Here is an 18,279-nt window from a genome sequence, read left to right as displayed (position 1 = left end):
GCGGATCAGGCCTCGGTCAGATTACGGTACTGGCTGTTGCGTTTGGCAACGGACTGCAGAATGAAATAACCAACAACAGTCACCAGCAGGGCGTTGCCTGCGGCGATAATGCATAGCTGAATGAAAACCTTGGTAAAAGGTTCGGCGTACAATACCGTATCGAGAAACGCGGAACAGCCATAGCCCACAACATTGCCCAGCAAGGCGAGCAGTGAGAATAGGACGATATCAAAAGTCGGAAATCGTCCGTACTTTAGGCGTTTTTTGGTCAGAATTGGGAAAAAGCCGATCATCATACCGACTATCCCTGAGCCTAACACCCACGTTAGCCACACCCCCCAACCCGCAAATAAGTCAGTGACCCAGTGGCCAATGAAGCCCACGAAAAAACCAACGACAGGGCCGAAAAGGACAGAAAAGAGCGCGAGTATAGCCATTGCTGGTTTTAGCGTTGTATTGGCAAACACGGGAATACCAAACATGGGCAAGCCCCCAATACCATAAAGTGCCGCACCAATCGCAATGATGACGACAGTTTTCGCTGAAAAGTTCATAGATAACCCTTGGTGTCGGAATGTCTACATTGATAGCCCGGCACACATTTAAATGCTTTTGTAGAGAAGGTTCACAAAAATGAGGCGGGATTATATAGGATAACGTTCACTAAAAGAAAGCTATCAGTCTAGACGTCTACAACGCTGTGTAAACCATGATAGACAGATCGGTTAATGCTTGTGCGATCAAAAATGGGATTGCGGGAATGTTCAAGATGGTTTTTGAAAATAGAAGGAAACGAGAAAACGAAAAAGGCGCCGAAGCGCCTTTGTCCTTGAGCATACGAATAACTTATTTGGCGATTTTTTCTTGCATCGCTTCGCGTTCAGCAGCGCGACATGCCGCCGCGGTGAACACCACATCGGTTGAGCTGTTCAATGCCGTTTCAGCGGAGTCTTGTACCACACCGATGATGAAACCAACCGCGACAACTTGCATTGCAATGTCGTTTGGAATGCCGAAAAGGTTACACGCCAGTGGGATCAGAAGTAGTGAACCGCCCGCAACACCAGAGGCCCCGCATGCCGACACAGCTGCAACAACGCTCAATAGAATCGCCGTCGCCAGATCAACTTGAATACCTAAGGTATGAACGGCTGCCAGCGTCAATACGGTAATCGTAATCGCCGCACCACCCATGTTGATCGTCGCACCCAGCGGGATAGAAACAGAGTATGTGTCTTCATCCAGTTTTAGCTTGTTACACAGTTGCATGTTGACTGGAATATTTGCCGCTGAGCTGCGGGTAAAGAATGCTGTTACACCGCTTTCACGTAGGCATTGGAACACCAATGGGTAAGGGTTGGTGCGTGTTTTTACGTAAACAATGATCGGATTAACCACTAAGGCGATAAATGCCATGCTACCCAACAGTACGCCTAGCAGATGCGCATAGCCAATCAGTGCTTCGAAACCCGTTTCTGCGAAGGTATTGGCAACCAAGCCAAAAATACCGATAGGGGCCAGTTTAATGATGAAACGCACGATAGAAGACACGCTTTCGGCCACGTCACCAAACACGGTTTTGGTTGTGTCTGAGGCATGATGCAAAGCGATACCCAAGCCGATAGCCCAAGCTAGGATGCCGATAAAGTTACCGGTCATCAATGCATTGATAGGGTTATCGACCACATTGAATAGCAGAGTGGTAATGACTTGAGCAATACCTTCAGGTGGTGCAATGGCGGCATCTGATGATGTTAGCGTTAGCACCGTTGGGAACAAGAAACTCATGGTCACCGCGGTAATTGAGGCGACAAAAGTACCAATGAGGTACAGGGTAACAATAGGACGCAGATGCGTGTGCTGGCCTTTGCGCTGGTTGGCAATTGATGCGGCAACCAATACAAAAACCAAAATAGGAGCGACAGCTTTCAGTGCGCTGACGAAAAGACTACCAAGAAAACCAACGGCCTTGGCACTGTCTGGCGAAAAGCTTGCTAGAGCAACACCTGTGATAATACCTATCAAGATCTGAACGACCAGACTTGAGTTGGTGACTCTTGTCAGTGGGGATTTTGTTTGTTTCATTTCATCTCACTTCACTGTGTGTATAACCCAAACTGCCCCAAAGCTGAATTAGCGATGGCGTATTGAGTAAAAGCTGTTAACGCTTAGTTAGCGGTTGGATTAAATCAGCTGAATGAGTGGTCTGTAAAGTGATAATTAACACATAATATACACATAGATCTAAGTTGCCTGATTTTATAGCGCACAAAATATAATCAACAATGTAAAATATCGTATAAAAAGTGTATATATATTGTGAAATGCAAAAGAAAAGCGCCTCAATTGAGGCGCCTTGTATTGGGCTTGATTATGGTTGACAAGGTTCGCAAACCCAATGTCATTTTGTTTATATATCAGTAAATTACGTGTCCTACTGCGTTCAGCAGCTGGCTGACGCCTTTCGTAAAGTGAAGAGGTGCATCAGCAACTGTGTAACACAAACAGCCATCATGGGTTTGCGGGGTGTGGTGATCACTACTGTCTAGAATAATGAAGTCACCAGGAACGTAGCTATCATGTTCGTCTTCAAAGTGTCCACTCAGCAACAAGGTGACTTCAGTGCCTTTGTGCGTGTGACTTGGCACACCACCATTCATCCCGATGTGAAGCAAACTTGCCCGTGTGTCACCTTCATTCAAGGGTAAACGAGCACGACTTAACGCTCCTACGCTGCTCCAGCCAAGATGGTGATAGCGGCGTAGCGCTGTTGGCAGGGTATATCGCTCGCCAGCGACATCAATGTCAGATTTCGGTGACGGCGAGATAGGCGTACTTGGCATTTGTTCATCATTCATTATTGCAGTAAGCATGCCTGCAAATTCATCATTGTCAGCCGCTGTTAACAAGTTGTCAGAATCTAAAGGTGTTTCAGAAGCCTCAGCAAGGCCAAACGCTTCATCCGCAATTTGGTTTTCAAACAAGGCCAATTTTTTCGCGCAGGCCTCACACATTTCACTGTGTGCAGCAACGGCAATAGACATGGACGCAGGAAGACTTCCAGCGGCGTGAGCATATAGAAGATCGTCTGCAGGATGATACTTAATCATCATTCACCTCCAAATGGGTACGCAGCTTTTGTAAACCTAAACGTAAACGCGACTTAATTGTGCCTAGGGGCACATTGAGTTGATCGGCCAACTCTTGGTGCGTCAATTGTTTGATATATACCCCTTGCACGACCTGTTTTTGAAGGTCAGGCAAGAGATCGATGTATGAGAAGAGCTGTGCTTGAAGTTGATTGTGAAGCGCATCCTCTTCTTGATCGCCAGATTCGCCTTCAATGAGTGGCCAAATATCGCCACTTAAGCAGTCCTCGCGATTACTTTTCACTTTTCGCAACATGTCGAAACTGACATTACGCATAATGGTGAAAATCCACGTGGACGCTGCACCTTTATCACCGTTATAGAGGTGAGCTTTACGCCAAACTAGTAACATTGTTTCTTGTACCAGTTCCAATGCTTGACCATCGGCTCTTAAATGACGCATGCCGTAAGATTTAACCTTTGGGGCAAAATGCTTGAATAAAACTGCATATGCAGCTTGATCCCTGTCGTGTGCGACACGGTGAAGTAGCTCAGCCAAATTTTCTGGAGAGAGTGCTGACATGCTTGTTGTACTGCTCTGACGTTTTAAAGATTTCGTAGTATAAGTGTCTTCGACCAATTCCATGACGATTGAATCCTAAAATTGCCAAATAAAGTCATTATTTAAGAAACGACTCGCGTCATTGAATGGATCACTATTCTGACGAAATTTCTTCATTAAGAAGCACACCGATAAATTGCTTGGCTTCTTCGAGGTCATTTTGGGCAATAAACCACTGTCTTTGATTGTTCGCTAGAGGTAAAACTTCTAGCCAGCGCTGACAGACCCAATTGAGATCTTCGAAGTGACGTTCATCACGATATTGGTTGGCATGTTCAGGATGGGCGTCAAAAAGTGCTGCCAATGCATCCCCCAGAAAGCCAGGCTCTTCTTCACTGCTTCGCCAATCTGGCAGTCGCTCTGCATCGCCAAGCCACAGCCCGTCTTTCTCCTGAACAATGTTGGACAGTTTGACGCGCGCTGTCCCTTTTATTGTTACACCGAGCAAGCCATCGGGCAGGGTTTCAAAATCAATGATATTGACGTGGGTGCCGAAGGTACAAATGGCGTCGCCTTCTTTCATCGCCAACACAAAGCCACGATTTTCTTTCATCGACTCTTTGACAAGCCTGACATAACGCGGCTCGAATATGCGTAACTGAGTGACGCCTCCGGGCAAGAGAAAAAGTGGCAGTGGGAATAGACCTAATTGCATTTGTACCTCCATAAATCATAGATAAATTTACGGGGTGATAAGCGTTGCCGATCACTCTGCCACCGACTTCATCTACATTTGTGTCATTAGGGCATGTTTAATCGCATCAACAAGTTGCCGTAATTGAACATCGTTCATGTCATATGGCGGCATGATGTACACCAATCGGCCAAACGGACGAATCCAAACCCCTGATTCAACAAAGTGTTTTTGAATGGTTTCGACGTTCACACTTTGGTGCGTTTCCACCACACCGATCGCGCCTAACCAACGGACATCTTTAACACAATCTAGCGCACAGAGTTCAGGGAGCATGTGTGACAGGTGCTTTTCTATTCCTAATACCTTTTCCTGCCACGGCGTGTCGATCAACAGTTGAAGACTGGCGTTGGCAGCAGCGCTAGCGAGAGGGTTACCCATAAATGTTGGGCCATGCATAAAACACCCAGCTTCGCCGCTGCACACGGTATCGGCGACATGCTTAGTGGCAATAGTTGCCGCCATGGTCATATAGCCCCCGGTTAGCGCTTTGCCCAAACACATGATGTCCGGCGAAATACCGGCGTGCTCGACGGCAAACAATTTTCCAGTTCGCCCGAAGCCGGTTGCGATTTCATCACAGATCAACAATACGTCGTGCTCATCGCACAATTCACGCACACGCTTGAGGTAAGTGGGGTGATAAATCCGCATTCCCCCAGCACCTTGCACGATAGGCTCTAAGATAACCGCGGCAATGGAATCGAGATTGGTCTCGAGCTTGTGTTTGAAATCGCTGATGTCCGCTTCGTTCCACTCATCATAAAATCCGCACTCAGGGGAGTCGGCGAATATGTGTTCAGGAAGAAAGCCTTTATAAAGCTTATGCATCGAATTATCGGGATCAGTCACCGACATGGCTGCGAAGCTGTCACCGTGATAACCATGGCGTAGCGTCAAAAACGTTGATTTTGGTTGGCCTTTAGCGTGCCAGTATTGCAACGCCATCTTGAGTGCGACTTCGACTGAAATAGAGCCTGAATCGCACAGGAAAACTTTTTCGAGTGGTGCGGGGGTCATTTCAACCAATTTTTTGCACAGATTGATCGCGGGATCATGTGTTATCCCGCCAAACATCACGTGCGACATTTTACCCAGTTGATCAGTGACTGCTTTATTGAGTGCTGGATGGTTGTAGCCGTGAATCGCAGCCCACCATGAGGACATGCCATCCAAAAGTGGCGTGCCGTCATCTAAATACAAGTACATGCCTTCCGCGCGGGAAACGGGGTAACAAGTTAGCGGGTTTAGGGTTGAGGTGTATGGGTGCCAAATATGGTCACGGTCAAAGATTATATCCATGTATCGTTACATCCAGTTGTACAATTAGTGCTCACTTGTAAACCTTGAGCTTTAACCACTGTTGACATTGTAAAGGTCGACTTTAGACTGAACAAGTTTTCGATTAATCAATTTGAGGTATTACAGGTGGAAGTACGCCATAACTGGACTGTCGAGGAAGTGCAGGCCCTTTTTGAAAAACCTTTTATGGATCTGATGTTTGAAGCGCAGCAGGTTCACAGGCAGTACCAAACGGCAAACCATGTACAAGTGAGTACGCTGCTTTCAATCAAAACGGGCGCATGTCCGGAAGACTGTAAATACTGCCCGCAGAGTGCGCATTATCGTACGGACGTTGAAAAAGAACGTTTATTGGAAGTAGAACGTGTTCTTGAAGCCGCCGAGAAAGCGAAGCATTCAGGCGCGACACGTTTTTGCATGGGCGCGGCATGGAAAAACCCCAAAGCCCGTGACATGCCTTATCTAAAAGAAATGATCCAAGGCGTGAAGGGCATGGGACTTGAAACCTGTATGACGCTCGGCATGTTGACGCCAGACCAAGCGGGTGAACTTGCGGGTGCTGGGTTAGATTATTACAACCACAATCTTGATACTTCGCCAGAATACTATGGCAACGTGATTACCACGCGTACTTATCAAGATCGCTTAGACACTCTTTCCCATGTGCGTGATGCGGGCATGAAAGTATGTTCCGGTGGCATCATTGGTTTGGGTGAAAATGCCCGTGACCGTGCAGGTTTGCTGGTGGAGTTAGCGAATTTACCGCACCACCCAGAAAGTGTGCCGATTAACATGCTGGTTAAAGTGAAGGGTACGCCGCTTGAAGAAGTGGAAGATGTAGACCCGTTTGATTTTGTTCGCATTATCGCTGTTGCTCGTATCATCATGCCGCAATCGGCAGTTCGTCTCTCTGCGGGTCGTGAAAACATGAATGAGCAGATGCAAACGCTGTGCTTTATGGCAGGTGCAAATTCAATCTTTTATGGCTGTAAATTGCTGACGACTCCAAATCCTGACGAAGATGCCGATATGCAGCTTTTCAAGAAACTGGGGATCAACCGAGAGCAAGCCGTTCAAAAACCCGATGAAATTCAAGAAGAAACCTTGTTGTCACAAGTGGCAGAGCGCGTTGCTTCGCGTCCGGGTAAAGACGATCTATTTTACGAAGCTAACGTTTAAGGCGCGTCTCAATCATGCCCGTAGAATCAAGGCCTGAAAGAAGTCAGCGTCCATCTAGCCAGCTCCAACGTCGTATTGAGCAAAAACTCGATGCGCGTCGACAGCAACATCTTTTGCGAACGGTCAATGCTTTCCATCATAAAGATGGAAAGCTCGTTGACGGTGACAATCTGTCGTACCTCAACTTTTCCGGCAATGACTACTTGGGGTTGGCGCAAGACCCTAGCGTGATTGCGGCGTGGCAGGAAGGGTTGACGAAATATGGCGCAGGAAGCACTGCTTCGCCTTTGGTGACGGGGTTTACCCATGCTCACCAAAACCTTGAACATGCGCTTTGTGACTGGTTAGGGTTTGATCAGGCAATTCTTTTCAACAGCGGCTTCTCTGCCAATCAAGCCGTGGTCTTTTCGTTGCTTGAGAAAAACGATGTATTGCTGCAAGACAAACTGAACCACGCATCCTTAATGGAGGCGGGCATGTTGTCAGAAGCGAAAATGCAGCGGTTTACCCACAACAGCATGGAAAAGCTGGAATCGTTATTGCGTTCGAATGCCAATGCACCAGCGCGTGTTGTGGTAACGGAAGGCGTTTTCAGCATGGACGGCGATCTGTCGCCATTGGCTGATATCAAATCCCGTTGTGAAGCGAACGACGCATGGCTGATGGTTGACGATGCACATGGCATTGGTGTGCTGGGTGAGGAAGGGCAGGGAAGCGCACACATTGCTAACGTGAAGCCAGATATCTTGATTGTCACCTTTGGTAAAGCGTTTGGCATGATGGGGGCTGCGGTCATGTGTAGTAAGTCTGTTCATCAGTACCTTACGCAGTTTGCTCGTCACTATGTTTACTCCACAGCAATGCCGCCTGCACAGGCTTATGCCCTGTATCACACCCTTTCTATGGTGAAGTCACAGTCATGGCGCAGGGATAAACTTGCTGCGTTGTCAGCGTGTTTTCATTCAGCATTGGCTGATTATCCAGAAGTGATCAATACCGTCACACCGATTAAACCTGTCGTATTGGGTTCGGTTGAACGGATGCAAACCGTCGCTTCGGGGCTGAAACTGAAGGGCTTTTTGACGGGAGCGATTCGTCCGCCCACCGTGCCAGCAAATACAGCCCGTCTTCGCATTACGCTATCAGTTAACCAATCAGAAGCGCAGGTCAGCGATCTCGCCGCTTCACTCCGTCGCTGTATTGAGGAGGGCGCATGAGCCAAGCTGTATCGTTACATCTCGACGTCTCGCTCGCTCGGTGTGAGGAAAAAAACGCAATAAAAGATGCATTCAGCCGCGCTGCTGCTACCTATGACCAAAGTGCTGCGTTTCAGCGTCGTGTTGGTCGTGAATTGATGTCACAGTTGCCGGATTGGCAAGAAAAGACCGTAATCGATCTAGGCTGTGGGACCGGATATTTCAGTGAGCAAATCGCGAAGCAAGGCGCGCAAGTTATCGCGCTGGATCTGTCCGAACAAATGTTAGAACAGGCAAGAGTCCGTTGCGGTGATACCTTGGAGTATGTGTCAGGCGATGCCGAATCACTGCCGCTCGCAGACAACAGTGTGGATGTGGTATTCACCTCTTTGGCGCTGCAATGGTGCAAAGATCTGTCTGTGCCATTGCGGGAAATGAAGCGCGTAGTAAAGCCAGGTGGCACAATCTTGTTTTCAACCTTGCTTGACGGCTCATTGTTCGAGTTAAAACAGGCGTGGAGTCAAGTTGATTCACGTCAACATGTGAACACATTTCTCACGCCAAAGCAGGTAAACCTTGCGCTCGCGCAAGCTGGCAGCGTGAATCACTGCATAGAATGCAAAACGTTAATAGAAAGATACCCCTCTGCATTTGCGCTAATGAAAGATCTAAAAGGTATTGGCGCAACACATCTATCAGAGGGGAGAGAAGCGGGGCTAGTGGGTAAACGGGCTTTTGTTCAATTGGAAAATCGCTATCGTGAATTCCAGTTGTCAGATGGTTTCGTCCCCGCCACATATCAAGTTTGCTTCGGAGCGATACATAATGACTAAAAGCTTTTTCGTGACAGGTACAGACACAGAAGTGGGCAAAACGGTTGCTTCGATGGCAATCATGCAAGCTGTGTCGAAAGCGGGCCACACCGTGGTAGGCTACAAACCTGTTGCAGCAGGTAGCAAAGAAACAGAGCAAGGCCCTATGAATTCGGATGCCATTCGCCTGCGCGAGTGCACCACGGTTGATGTGACTTACTCAGAAGTTAACCCGTGCTTGCTTCATGCTGCTTGTTCGCCTCATATCGCTGCTGAGTTGGAAAACACGAGTGTGAATTTCGCCGTGCTTAGCCAAGGCCTAAAACATATTCAAGCCAAAGCGGATTTTACCTTAGTTGAAGGTGCTGGTGGTTGGCGCGTGCCTGTGAGCTATGACAGCACCTTGGCCGATTGGGTTAGTCAGGAAAAGCTGCCGGTTATCCTCGTCGTCGGTATAAAGCTGGGCTGTTTAAATCATGCATACTTGACGGCCGAAGCGGTTCGTCGCGATGGGTTGGAGATCGTAGGTTGGGTGGCTAATCGCGTGAACCCAGGCACTGAGCACTATGCGGATATTGTTAAAACGCTTGAGCATCATCTCAATGTACCGAAGTTGGGCGAGATCCCTTACATGCCAGCGATCAAATCTCGTGATTTGAGTGGCTACATCGACATTGCACCTTTGGGGTTGTAAGCGCCACAATCTGTCATCTGTAAACGCCAAACCGAAAAAAGCCAGCATTGTGCTGGCTTTTTAAATGTTCGTATATGCCAATAAATGGCAGCATCTTACAAATTAATTGCGTTGGTGACTTACTTGTCGTCTTGAAGCAGGCCCATCAGCGATTGCTGAACATCTGATACCTGTTTCAGTTTTTGATTCTCGTCGTCAGCGAGACCTAACTCAGTACATGCCTCATCAAAGCTCATACCTAAGTGACAACAAAGGATATCGATTGCAACACGATAATTTTCTTTGTCAGCCATGGTTCCCTCTCCTTAGAACTGCACTCCACGTTGGAGCACCTAAACGTGCCTCATGACACGCTCACCTTTTACGACACAGTATTCCTGATGCGCCTACATTTCAACTCGACCAAAGTCTAATCTGTATTACAAACTAGACCGTTCATCATACTGTTTAAAATTAGCACAATTTGCGAGTTACAATAATTTACGTTACAAATTGCTACATAGGCTTGTTTTTCCACAGTTTGACCCTACTATCACACCAATAGCGCTTCAATCCTTCGGAGACAAAACTAGTAATGAAACGCATAGCTTTATTTTTGCTGACCAACCTCGCGGTGCTGTTTGTATTCAGCATCGTTTTAAATATCGTATATGCCGTGACTGGCATGCAACCTGGCAGCCTATCAGGCTTGCTAGTTATGGCCGCACTGTTCGGTTTTGGTGGTTCACTGATTTCGCTATTCATGTCGAAATCGATGGCGCTGCGTTCAGTGGGTGGGCAAGTGATTGAACACCCTCGCAACGAAACCGAGCACTGGCTAATGAATACCGTGAGCCGTCAGGCTCAACAAGTAGGTATTGGCATGCCAACCGTGGCCATTTACTACTCAGATGACATTAACGCATTTGCGACTGGTGCAAAACGTGATGCGTCATTGGTGGCAGTATCAAGTGGTCTGCTACAAAACATGACGCGTGACGAAGCAGAAGCTGTGTTAGCCCATGAAATCAGCCACGTGGCTAATGGTGACATGATCACCATGACGCTGATGCAAGGTGTCGTGAACACCTTTGTTATCTTTATCTCTCGCTTAATTGCTGGTGCCATTAGTGGTATGAACAACAATAACGAAGAAGGCGAAGGTGGCGGCAGCTTCATGGTGTACTTCTTGGTATCTTCAGTGCTCGAAATTGTCTTCGGTATGTTGGCGAGTATCTTGACCATGTGGTTTAGCCGTCATCGTGAATTTAAAGCCGACGCAGGGTCTGCGAAACTGGTCGGTAAAGAGAAGATGATTGCTGCACTAGAAAGACTGAAAGTCAGCCATGAGAGCCGTTTGGAAGGATCTATGATGGCATTCGGTATCAACGGTAAAAAATCGTTGAGCGAATTTTTCATGACTCACCCTCCGCTCGACAAGCGTATCGATGCGCTGCGTCGCGGTGATCACCTGTAACATCAAATGTCTTAGCTTTGCTAAAACGCCTTCATTTATTGGAGGCGTTTTTGTTTTCGGCTCAGGATCGTGTTTCTTCGGCTAGTTTGATAGAAGGTTGGGAAGAAAGTGTCGAGGTCAATATGAATCCGGTTGGATGGTTTGAAATTGCAGTGACAAACATGGAGCGAGCAATTAGCTTCTACGAAAAAACCTTGGGTATTGAGCTAAATCGACAGGAAATAGACGGCACTCAAATGGCGTGGTTTCCCGTTGAAGAAGGCAGTGCTTATGGCGCAACAGGGTCGCTTATAATCAGCGATGAATGCAAGCCTGGGGCATCAGCAACGCTGATTTACTTCAGCGTTGAAAATATCGATGAAGTGTTAGCGCGTGTTTCCGGCAGCGCTATTTTGACGCAGAAAACGTCCATTGGTGAATTTGGTCTCTATGCACATATCGAAGATAGCGAGGGGAACAGAATTGGTCTTCATAGCCATTAGTAAACACGAATGAGGCAAGACCAGTTGCGGAATGTGCGCTTTCTTTTGTCGATCTGCATTACAAATAAGCTCGATTTTTGAACAATACATCATTGGCTCGCGATAACATTGGAAATCACTTTATGCGATAGATTTCGACGTCTACATGCGCAATGCCGAGGCCTTGTATTGATGACGGCGTAAACAGCCAGGGAAGGGCATGTTTAAAGTAATCAAATTTCTTTTTATCACTGCAATCCTATTCGCGTTATTGGTAACCGCATTGGTTTATGGTGGACTTGCATTGAGCCTGCCCGCGTTGTCCGGCGTTTCCAAGTCGGCCCCTGTATCATCCACGGCTTACTTGCAGCGAGATGAACTCGGCACGGCCATTATCATTGCCGAAAACCGCACAGATGCTTCCTATGCATTAGGCTATGCTCACGGTCAAGATCGCTTCTTTCAAATGGATTTACTCAGGCGGAACGCAGCTGGCGAGTTAGCGCAGCTTTTTGGTGAAGCGGCATTGCTACGAGATGAAAACACGCGCTTTCACCAATTTCGCCAGCGCAGCCGTGACATAGTGAGCCGCTTGCCTGCTGAGCAAAAAAAGCAGCTTGATGCCTATGCGCAAGGTGTCAACGATGCCCTCGCACAAATGACCTTTCCATCGTTTGAATACGTATTGACACAATCAGAACGTCAGCCTTGGTTGCCGGAAGATTCACTGCTTTCGATATTTAGCATGTATCTTGATTTACAAGGGCGAAGCCTTAATCGAGATCTCACCATTGGCGCAGTCGAAGAATACTTCGGGGCTGATATGGTGGGCTTTCTGAGTCAACCTAGTCAGTATCAAGCCGCACTGGATGGCAGTCGCTTCCCGCTCAAAAACGAACCCATACCCTCACTTTCGGCTGACGCCGTTATCACGGCAGCGATGCAAGACATTGATGAGTCAGCGGTCATCGGCAGTAACAACTGGGCGGTAGGGGGCGAATTAACCCGTGATGGTCGCGCCATGTTGTCTGATGATATGCACCTTGGTATTACCGTGCCCATCATTTGGTATCGCGCTCAGCTTAACTACAAAGAAAACGGTGAGGACAAGCAAATCACCGGTGTGACCTTACCTGGTGCGCCAGCGATTGTAGTCGGTTCAAACGGACACATTGCATGGGGTTTCACAAATGGTTATTTGGATACCACCGATTGGTACGAATTAGGTGAAAATGACAAAACGGCTCTGATATCAGAAAGCATTCCCACAAAAGAAGGTGCGCATAAATACTTGATTGAAATGAGCGAGTTTGGCCCTGTGAGATCGATTGATGGGAAAAAATTTGCACTTTCATGGGTCGCACATCAAGAATACGCTGTGAATTTGAATCTCCTAAATCTGGAAACTGTAAAGACGGTAGATTCAGCATTGAACGTCAGCAAAGAAACAGGCATTCCAGTGCAAAATATGGTGGTTGCTGACAAACATGGCAATATAGGTTGGCAAGCAACAGGTGCAATACCAGATCGACGAAAACCTACTCAAACACCGTTACCAACCGCCGAATATGACGAAGCATGGCGTCAACAAGCGCAAGACGTGCCATTTATTATCAACCCTAAGCCTTCGATGATCTGGACGGGGAACAGCCGAGTTGTAAGCACCAAACAAGACGCTCGGTTTGGCAATGGCGGTTATGCATTGGGTGCGAGAAGTGCGCAAATCAAACAACGTTTGTTCGAGAAAGATGAATTTTATCCCGAAGACTTCTATCGTATTCAGTTAGATAACGAAGCCTTCTTTTTGGATAGATGGCACGCTTTTCTGCTTGCCGCTTTGCAGAAAAATTCTGATCGTTTTCAAGACGATATACTGGCAGTGGAAAACTGGCAGCGCTGTGCTTGTGCCGACTCAGTCGGATACACGTTAGTAAGAAAATATCGTGATGCTTTGATGGACAGGCTGTTTTCACCGTTAGAAACGAAGTTAGCTGAAAATGGTCTTAGTTTGGGGCTACTAGAAAGGCAGTTAGAACCTGCATTGTGGCAATTGGTTAATGAACAACCGGCTAGTTGGCTGCCTGCAGAAAGCCTAGATTGGAATGCATTTTTCAACGACACGTATGTCACCATGCGAGATGAACTTATGGTTCAAACAACAGGGCATGTGGATGGCTCGCTTCAAGCCCTGCGCTGGGGAGACATCAACACGCTCAATGTTCAACATCCATTTAGTCTGCAAATTCCCACCTTAAGCAAATTGCTAGACATGCCCAAAGCTGAAGCCTTTGGAGATCGATACATGCCTGCAGTTCAAGGAAAAGCATTTGGTGCGTCACAGCGCCTAATTGTTCAGCCTGGAGATGAAATCAATGGCATTTTGACCTTGCCAGGGGGGCAGAGTGGCCATCCGCTTTCACCTTTCTATCGCTCAGGTTTCGATGCTTATGTAGAGAAAATATCTACGCCACTACTTCCGGCACAGCCACATTATCAAATCGTTTTCAGCCCCAGTTCGTAAGATTTTCTCCTCCCTAAGCCGTATATATCCAATCAAGCTCAAGATGCTTGTTCAACAAAACTTGCCCTTTGGGAACCTCTCATCTCATCCACTTTATTGTCGAAATGCCTTGAAAGGGATGGCCATTCCTTCTGTTTCCCTCCTCAAGTTGAACAAGATGAGAGGCTCTGAATCCTGCATTTTGAGCTTGATTGGGTATAGCCGAGCAACCTCAAAACGAAAAAGTGTCGCTGTCGCTAAAATTTTGATTTTAACGTTTCCTTGAAGATAAAAAGTCCGTTAGCGCGTAAAATACCCGTCTTCATGACTAAGTGATTAATAACTTTACAGTACCGATGATTATTTATTTTCACTGTATTCATAAAGATACATATTAAATTTACACATAGTGTCTTTTTTATGGGGTGAAAAATATTCCGATCATAAGTTGCTGTAAATAATCAATATATGCATCGAACCATTAGTGAGACTGAAACTATTACTTAGAGTAATGACCAATAATTCAGTCATAACAGTATTTAAGAGTCTAAAGTATGAATATTCTTGTTTGCGATTCGGGTGATTCAAAGGTGATACTTAGTAACAATACTAAGCATCATGAATGCCCAACCAAATTTAGGGTATTTGATATGCAATTTGATTCTTTTCAGCATGCCTCGCGTTGGCTGGATCTGACGACATTTGGTCCTAAAAACGGCGAAGCACATGCGATGATTGATAAACGGGCTAAAGCTTGGTTTGACGAACAAGTCAGCCTTCCAATAACGTCTCATTTGTTACAGTGTGAAAAACAGTTTAAGGCGCAAGGCTATGGAAAGATGCCGTCGCGTTCTACCCGTATTCGCGCTTGGTTGGACATCGCGTTCTATGCCGATGATCAGTTAAGACAGCGTGTTGCTTATGCGCTGACTCAGATTTTTGTTGCATCAGATCAAGATGCGACATTGATCAACCAAACACCTGCTGTTGCGAACTATAACGATTTACTCTGCAAGCATGCGTTTGGAAACTACCGAGATTTGCTCAAGGATGTTTCTTTATCTCCTGTCATGGGGCAATACCTAACCATGGTAGGGAATCAAATGGGGGATCCTGCTACAGGACGTCGCCCAGACGAAAACTATGCCAGAGAAATTCTTCAACTCTTCTCTATTGGGCTTTATCAGCGCGCGATTGATGGCAGTTTCATCTTGGGAAGCGATGGTTCGCCCAAACCTTGCTATGACGAAAAAGATATTCAAGAGCTAGCCCGTGTGTTCACAGGGTGGAATCATACTGATTCGAATCTGATCACACAGATGACCGCCAATGAAAGCGATCATGATCGTGGAGAAAAACACATACTTGGCCATCGTTTTGTGAAAGGCGTACCAGCCGCTCAAGAAATGGATCAAGTGATGGAATTGCTGCTTCATCACCCATCCACTGCCCCGAATATCTGCAAGAATTTGATTCAAAAACTGGTGACCTCTAATCCCACTTCAGATTATGTTCGGCGCGTAGCAGAAGTGTTTGTTGACAACGGCCAAGGTGAAACCGGTGATTTGAAAGCCGTTGTATGGGCAATTTTAACGGATAATGAGGTTTACACAGCGCCACCCCAGTCAATGAGTAAAGTCAGAGAGCCTTGGCTCTCGTTGGTATACATTTATCGCGCGCTCGATGTACAACCTGGCGGCGGTAGTGGATTGGTTGAATCTGATCTGATCTATCTGAAAACCTGCAATCAGTATCCGCTAGGCTCTCCATCTGTATTTAATTTCTATTTGCCGGACTACGCCCCTAAAGGTGTGGTTGCTGATAACAATTTGGTCGCGCCAGAGCTACAAATAGTTGATTGGTCTCATGTTATTTATGTACATAATTTCATTTATGGCATTTTAAGGCTGAATCTTCAAGATACGAATAAGCCATTAAAAAAACAGCTTTATATTAATGTTGAAAGTTTAAAGTTACTTATTCAAAACAAAGATATTGATGGCTTTACGCAAGAGGTTTCTCAACGATTTTTCAATGGGAGCATGCCTGAGCCGCTAAAGCACGTGTTAAGAGAACACTATAACGGGATCGATCTTCACCCCGGCAAATGGGTGCAACGTCTGCTATTTATCGCTTTGGCTTCCCCGTATTTTCACGTTCAGGAGAATCGCGCATGAAACTGACTCGACGCCACTTTATCCAATCCGTCGGCGCAGTGGGCGCGACGGCATCCGTCCCGATGAGTTTCAGCGCCATTGCCGAAGATGCGGAAGATTATAAAGCGTTGGTATGTGTGTTCTTAAATGGGGGCAATGATTTTTTCCATCAAGTGCTTCCAATGGATAGCAACAACTACAACAAGTACGCTTCATCGCGTCAGGGAATCGCTGTTTCACGACGTGACATTATCGCCACCAATATTCAAGACAAAAATGATGTTGAGTTTGGACTGCATAAATCACTAAAGCCGCTTATGCCTATGTTCCAAAAGGGCAAAGTGAGCCTAGCGATGAATGTAGGACCATTGCTTGAGCCCACCCAAAAAGAAGACATTGCAAGCGGGAAAGCTGAATTGCCACCGTATTTGTTTGCGCACAATAAGCAACAAGAAGTGTGGCAACACAGTTGGCAAGGGGATCGTTACAGTGGGCAAGGTTGGCTAGGTATGTCAATGGACGTCCTGATGCGTGACATGTCTGGTATTCCAAACAGCTTTTACACGGGGCCAAATACGCTGCTCGATAGCTTTAATTCCGACAAAATGTTTGTGAATAAAAATGGTTTTGAAGAGCTTCAAGCGTTGAGCAGTGCTGTCATTCGCACCAGTTATGAAACCATGGCAACCCAACACTATGATTCGCCGCTAGTGGCAGGGTATGCAGATATGGTTAAACAGGCCGTTGACGCTCAGCAGCAAATGGAGCCAATAATCGAGTCAATTCCGCAAGATCAACGTATTCCAGCATCAAACCTGGGAAGTCAGCTTCGCGCCATTAAGCAGATGATCGATGCGGCGCAAATGCTGGGACATAACCGTCAGGTGTTTTACGTCTCTATTGGCGGATTTGATACCCATGATAATCAAGTGCGCCGACAAGATGAGTTGATGAAGGAATTTTCTGAGGCGATTGCTGGCTTCTACACAGCATTAGATGACGAAGGGTTGACCGACAACGTCATGACTTTCACCATGTCAGAGTTTGGCCGCAGTATGCACGACAACGCGCGTAAAGGCTCAGATCATGGTTGGGGTGGTGGGCAGTTCATATTTGGTGGTAACGCCGCAGGGAATCAGTGTTTCGGTACATATCCAGACTTCACACGAAACGGTAAAGATGACAACGGCGATGGGAGGCTGATCCCCGCCATTGCTCACGAACAATATGCTGCTTATATGGTGAAGTGGCTGGGATTAAGTAACGGTGCACTGAATACCGTATTCCCTTCACTTGTTAAGTTTGGTGGCCCAATGAAGGCAGAGCGCATAGTGTAAAATCTATCCGATATAAAAAGCCAGAACCTAGTGTTCTGGCTTTTTTATGCCGATGTATTTGTGCTTAGCGAAATAGCACGGGTAGGAGAGTGGACAAAACGCTCAGTAAAGCGCTAACTCGATACACATTTGTAGCGGGGAAAGCAGAATTACCTTAGAATTTTCCCACTACTCACAGCGCATTAGGGAATAGAGCATGAGTGACAGCTGGGACAATATGGCGGCAGAGTGGGACAGCAACGAAGCGGTTATCGCCTATTCTGAAAAAGCTTTCCTTTCCTTGGGTGAGGTCACTAAAACAAAAGGGCTCACTGTTCTGGATTTTGGTTGTGGAACGGGATTGCTGACCGAGAAGTTATCACTTGATGCGGCGTTGATTACAGCGATTGACCCTGCTCCCAAGATGGTTGGTGTATTGGCGCAGAAAGGGTTATCTAACGTTCATGCAATAGTTGGGGTAGTCGATGAAGTTTTTGTTCGAGAGCGCCGTCAGTCGGGTGAACGTTTTGATCTTATTGTCGCATCTTCAGCGTTGGCGTTCGTGCCTGACTATCCAGAAACCATAGCGCTGCTGGCGATGCTGTTGGCGAACAATGGATTGTTAGTACAATGGGATTGGGAAAAGAGTGAAAGTTCGGGCGCAGGCTTTATGCCTAGTGAGATTGAAGAAGCCTACACTCATGCAGGGTTAAACCTTGTTTCTACTTCTCACCCATTCAGCATGGGCGACATGCGAGTATTGATGGCAGTGGGACAGCGCATCGATTAAACGAAGAAACCG

Annotated in this window: 17 protein-coding genes; 10 read left to right on the top strand and 7 right to left on the bottom strand. The window is 46.7% G+C overall.

Annotated elements, in window-relative coordinates:
• Window positions 1–5: 5 nt before the first annotated feature.
• The 6 genes from AB8599_RS08460 to bioA form a co-directional block, all read right to left on the bottom strand.
• Window positions 6–554: an ECF-type riboflavin transporter substrate-binding protein gene (locus AB8599_RS08460; protein ID WP_407330466.1), complete on the bottom strand. Its 549-nt coding sequence runs from the start codon at window positions 552–554 to the stop codon at window positions 6–8.
• A gap of 292 nt (window positions 555–846) precedes the next feature.
• Complete coding sequence (gene sstT, locus AB8599_RS08455; protein ID WP_407330465.1) at window positions 847–2,085, bottom strand: serine/threonine transporter SstT; 1,239 nt, start codon at window positions 2,083–2,085, stop codon at window positions 847–849.
• Between the two features lie 332 nt (window positions 2,086–2,417).
• On the bottom strand, window positions 2,418–3,110 hold the full coding sequence (locus AB8599_RS08450; protein ID WP_407330464.1) for a ChrR family anti-sigma-E factor: 693 nt from the start codon (window positions 3,108–3,110) through the stop codon (window positions 2,418–2,420).
• Window positions 3,103–3,735, bottom strand: coding sequence for a sigma-70 family RNA polymerase sigma factor (locus tag AB8599_RS08445; RefSeq protein WP_407330463.1), 633 nt, complete (start codon window positions 3,733–3,735; stop codon window positions 3,103–3,105). The genes AB8599_RS08450 and AB8599_RS08445 overlap by 8 nt, the downstream gene beginning before the upstream one ends.
• A gap of 70 nt (window positions 3,736–3,805) precedes the next feature.
• The gene (locus AB8599_RS08440) at window positions 3,806–4,366 is read right to left on the bottom strand and encodes an LON peptidase substrate-binding domain-containing protein (RefSeq protein WP_407330462.1); all 561 of its coding nucleotides are present in this window, start codon (window positions 4,364–4,366) and stop codon (window positions 3,806–3,808) included.
• A 72-nt stretch (window positions 4,367–4,438) separates the two neighbouring features.
• Entirely contained in the window at window positions 4,439–5,707 is a 1,269-nt protein-coding gene (bioA, locus tag AB8599_RS08435) for an adenosylmethionine--8-amino-7-oxononanoate transaminase (protein WP_407330461.1), read from the bottom strand.
• A 126-nt stretch (window positions 5,708–5,833) separates the two neighbouring features.
• Between bioA and bioB the strand changes: the two genes are divergently transcribed.
• From bioB to bioD, 4 genes are read left to right on the top strand one after another with little or no spacing between them, the layout of a single operon-like run.
• Entirely contained in the window at window positions 5,834–6,886 is a 1,053-nt protein-coding gene (bioB, locus tag AB8599_RS08430) for a biotin synthase BioB (RefSeq protein ID WP_407330460.1), read from the top strand.
• A 14-nt stretch (window positions 6,887–6,900) separates the two neighbouring features.
• Window positions 6,901–8,103, top strand: a complete 1,203-nt coding sequence (gene bioF, locus AB8599_RS08425) for an 8-amino-7-oxononanoate synthase (protein WP_407330459.1) — start codon at window positions 6,901–6,903, stop codon at window positions 8,101–8,103.
• Window positions 8,100–8,915: a malonyl-ACP O-methyltransferase BioC gene (gene bioC / locus AB8599_RS08420; protein WP_407330458.1), complete on the top strand. Its 816-nt coding sequence runs from the start codon at window positions 8,100–8,102 to the stop codon at window positions 8,913–8,915. The genes bioF and bioC overlap by 4 nt, the downstream gene beginning before the upstream one ends.
• Window positions 8,908–9,588 (top strand): dethiobiotin synthase, encoded by a 681-nt coding sequence (gene bioD / locus AB8599_RS08415; protein WP_407330457.1) that lies wholly within the window; start codon window positions 8,908–8,910, stop codon window positions 9,586–9,588. Before bioC ends, bioD begins: the two co-directional genes overlap by 8 nt.
• A gap of 119 nt (window positions 9,589–9,707) precedes the next feature.
• Here bioD and AB8599_RS08410 read toward each other — a convergent pair whose 3' ends face one another.
• The gene (locus AB8599_RS08410) at window positions 9,708–9,881 is read right to left on the bottom strand and encodes a hypothetical protein (protein ID WP_407330456.1); all 174 of its coding nucleotides are present in this window, start codon (window positions 9,879–9,881) and stop codon (window positions 9,708–9,710) included.
• 281 nt (window positions 9,882–10,162) lie between these two features.
• Between AB8599_RS08410 and htpX the strand changes: the two genes are divergently transcribed.
• The 6 genes from htpX (at window position 10,163) to AB8599_RS08380 (ending at window position 18,267) form a co-directional block, all read left to right on the top strand.
• Entirely contained in the window at window positions 10,163–11,044 is an 882-nt protein-coding gene (gene htpX, locus AB8599_RS08405; RefSeq protein WP_407330455.1) for a protease HtpX, read from the top strand.
• A 50-nt stretch (window positions 11,045–11,094) separates the two neighbouring features.
• Window positions 11,095–11,526 carry a VOC family protein gene (locus tag AB8599_RS08400; RefSeq protein ID WP_407330454.1) on the top strand — a complete coding sequence of 144 codons (432 nt, stop codon included), beginning with the start codon at window positions 11,095–11,097 and terminating at the stop codon, window positions 11,524–11,526.
• A 199-nt stretch (window positions 11,527–11,725) separates the two neighbouring features.
• A complete protein-coding gene (locus AB8599_RS08395; RefSeq protein ID WP_407330453.1) occupies window positions 11,726–14,026 on the top strand; it encodes a penicillin acylase family protein in 2,301 nt (766 codons plus the stop codon).
• 629 nt (window positions 14,027–14,655) lie between these two features.
• Entirely contained in the window at window positions 14,656–16,182 is a 1,527-nt protein-coding gene (locus AB8599_RS08390; protein ID WP_407330452.1) for a DUF1800 family protein, read from the top strand.
• A complete protein-coding gene (locus AB8599_RS08385; RefSeq protein ID WP_407330451.1) occupies window positions 16,179–17,498 on the top strand; it encodes a DUF1501 domain-containing protein in 1,320 nt (439 codons plus the stop codon). The genes AB8599_RS08390 and AB8599_RS08385 overlap by 4 nt, the downstream gene beginning before the upstream one ends.
• A gap of 196 nt (window positions 17,499–17,694) precedes the next feature.
• On the top strand, window positions 17,695–18,267 hold the full coding sequence (locus AB8599_RS08380) for a class I SAM-dependent DNA methyltransferase (protein WP_407330450.1): 573 nt from the start codon (window positions 17,695–17,697) through the stop codon (window positions 18,265–18,267).
• Window positions 18,268–18,279 lie beyond the last annotated feature (12 nt).

This window comes from Enterovibrio litoreus, from assembly GCF_045679545.1.
Lineage (GTDB): Bacteria > Pseudomonadota > Gammaproteobacteria > Enterobacterales > Vibrionaceae > Enterovibrio.
The sequence above is the reverse complement of the archived record's forward strand: the minus strand, read 5'-3'. Positions and strand labels throughout refer to the sequence as shown.

Excerpts from the sequence above, each read along its gene's own strand:
- AB8599_RS08460 (WP_407330466.1), bottom strand. The coding sequence starts at position 554 with ATGAACTTTTCAGCGAAAACTGTCGTCATCATTGCGATTGGTGCGGCA.
- sstT (WP_407330465.1), bottom strand. The coding sequence starts at position 2,085 with ATGAAACAAACAAAATCCCCACTGACAAGAGTCACCAACTCAAGTCTG.
- AB8599_RS08450 (WP_407330464.1), bottom strand. The coding sequence starts at position 3,110 with ATGATTAAGTATCATCCTGCAGACGATCTTCTATATGCTCACGCCGCT.
- AB8599_RS08445 (WP_407330463.1), bottom strand. The coding sequence starts at position 3,735 with ATGGAATTGGTCGAAGACACTTATACTACGAAATCTTTAAAACGTCAG.
- AB8599_RS08440 (WP_407330462.1), bottom strand. The coding sequence starts at position 4,366 with ATGCAATTAGGTCTATTCCCACTGCCACTTTTTCTCTTGCCCGGAGGC.
- bioA (WP_407330461.1), bottom strand. The coding sequence starts at position 5,707 with ATGGATATAATCTTTGACCGTGACCATATTTGGCACCCATACACCTCA.
- bioF (WP_407330459.1), top strand. The coding sequence starts at position 6,901 with ATGCCCGTAGAATCAAGGCCTGAAAGAAGTCAGCGTCCATCTAGCCAG.
- bioC (WP_407330458.1), top strand. The coding sequence starts at position 8,100 with ATGAGCCAAGCTGTATCGTTACATCTCGACGTCTCGCTCGCTCGGTGT.
- bioD (WP_407330457.1), top strand. The coding sequence starts at position 8,908 with ATGACTAAAAGCTTTTTCGTGACAGGTACAGACACAGAAGTGGGCAAA.
- AB8599_RS08410 (WP_407330456.1), bottom strand. The coding sequence starts at position 9,881 with ATGGCTGACAAAGAAAATTATCGTGTTGCAATCGATATCCTTTGTTGT.
- htpX (WP_407330455.1), top strand. The coding sequence starts at position 10,163 with ATGAAACGCATAGCTTTATTTTTGCTGACCAACCTCGCGGTGCTGTTT.
- AB8599_RS08395 (WP_407330453.1), top strand. The coding sequence starts at position 11,726 with ATGTTTAAAGTAATCAAATTTCTTTTTATCACTGCAATCCTATTCGCG.
- AB8599_RS08390 (WP_407330452.1), top strand. The coding sequence starts at position 14,656 with ATGCAATTTGATTCTTTTCAGCATGCCTCGCGTTGGCTGGATCTGACG.
- AB8599_RS08385 (WP_407330451.1), top strand. The coding sequence starts at position 16,179 with ATGAAACTGACTCGACGCCACTTTATCCAATCCGTCGGCGCAGTGGGC.
- AB8599_RS08380 (WP_407330450.1), top strand. The coding sequence starts at position 17,695 with ATGAGTGACAGCTGGGACAATATGGCGGCAGAGTGGGACAGCAACGAA.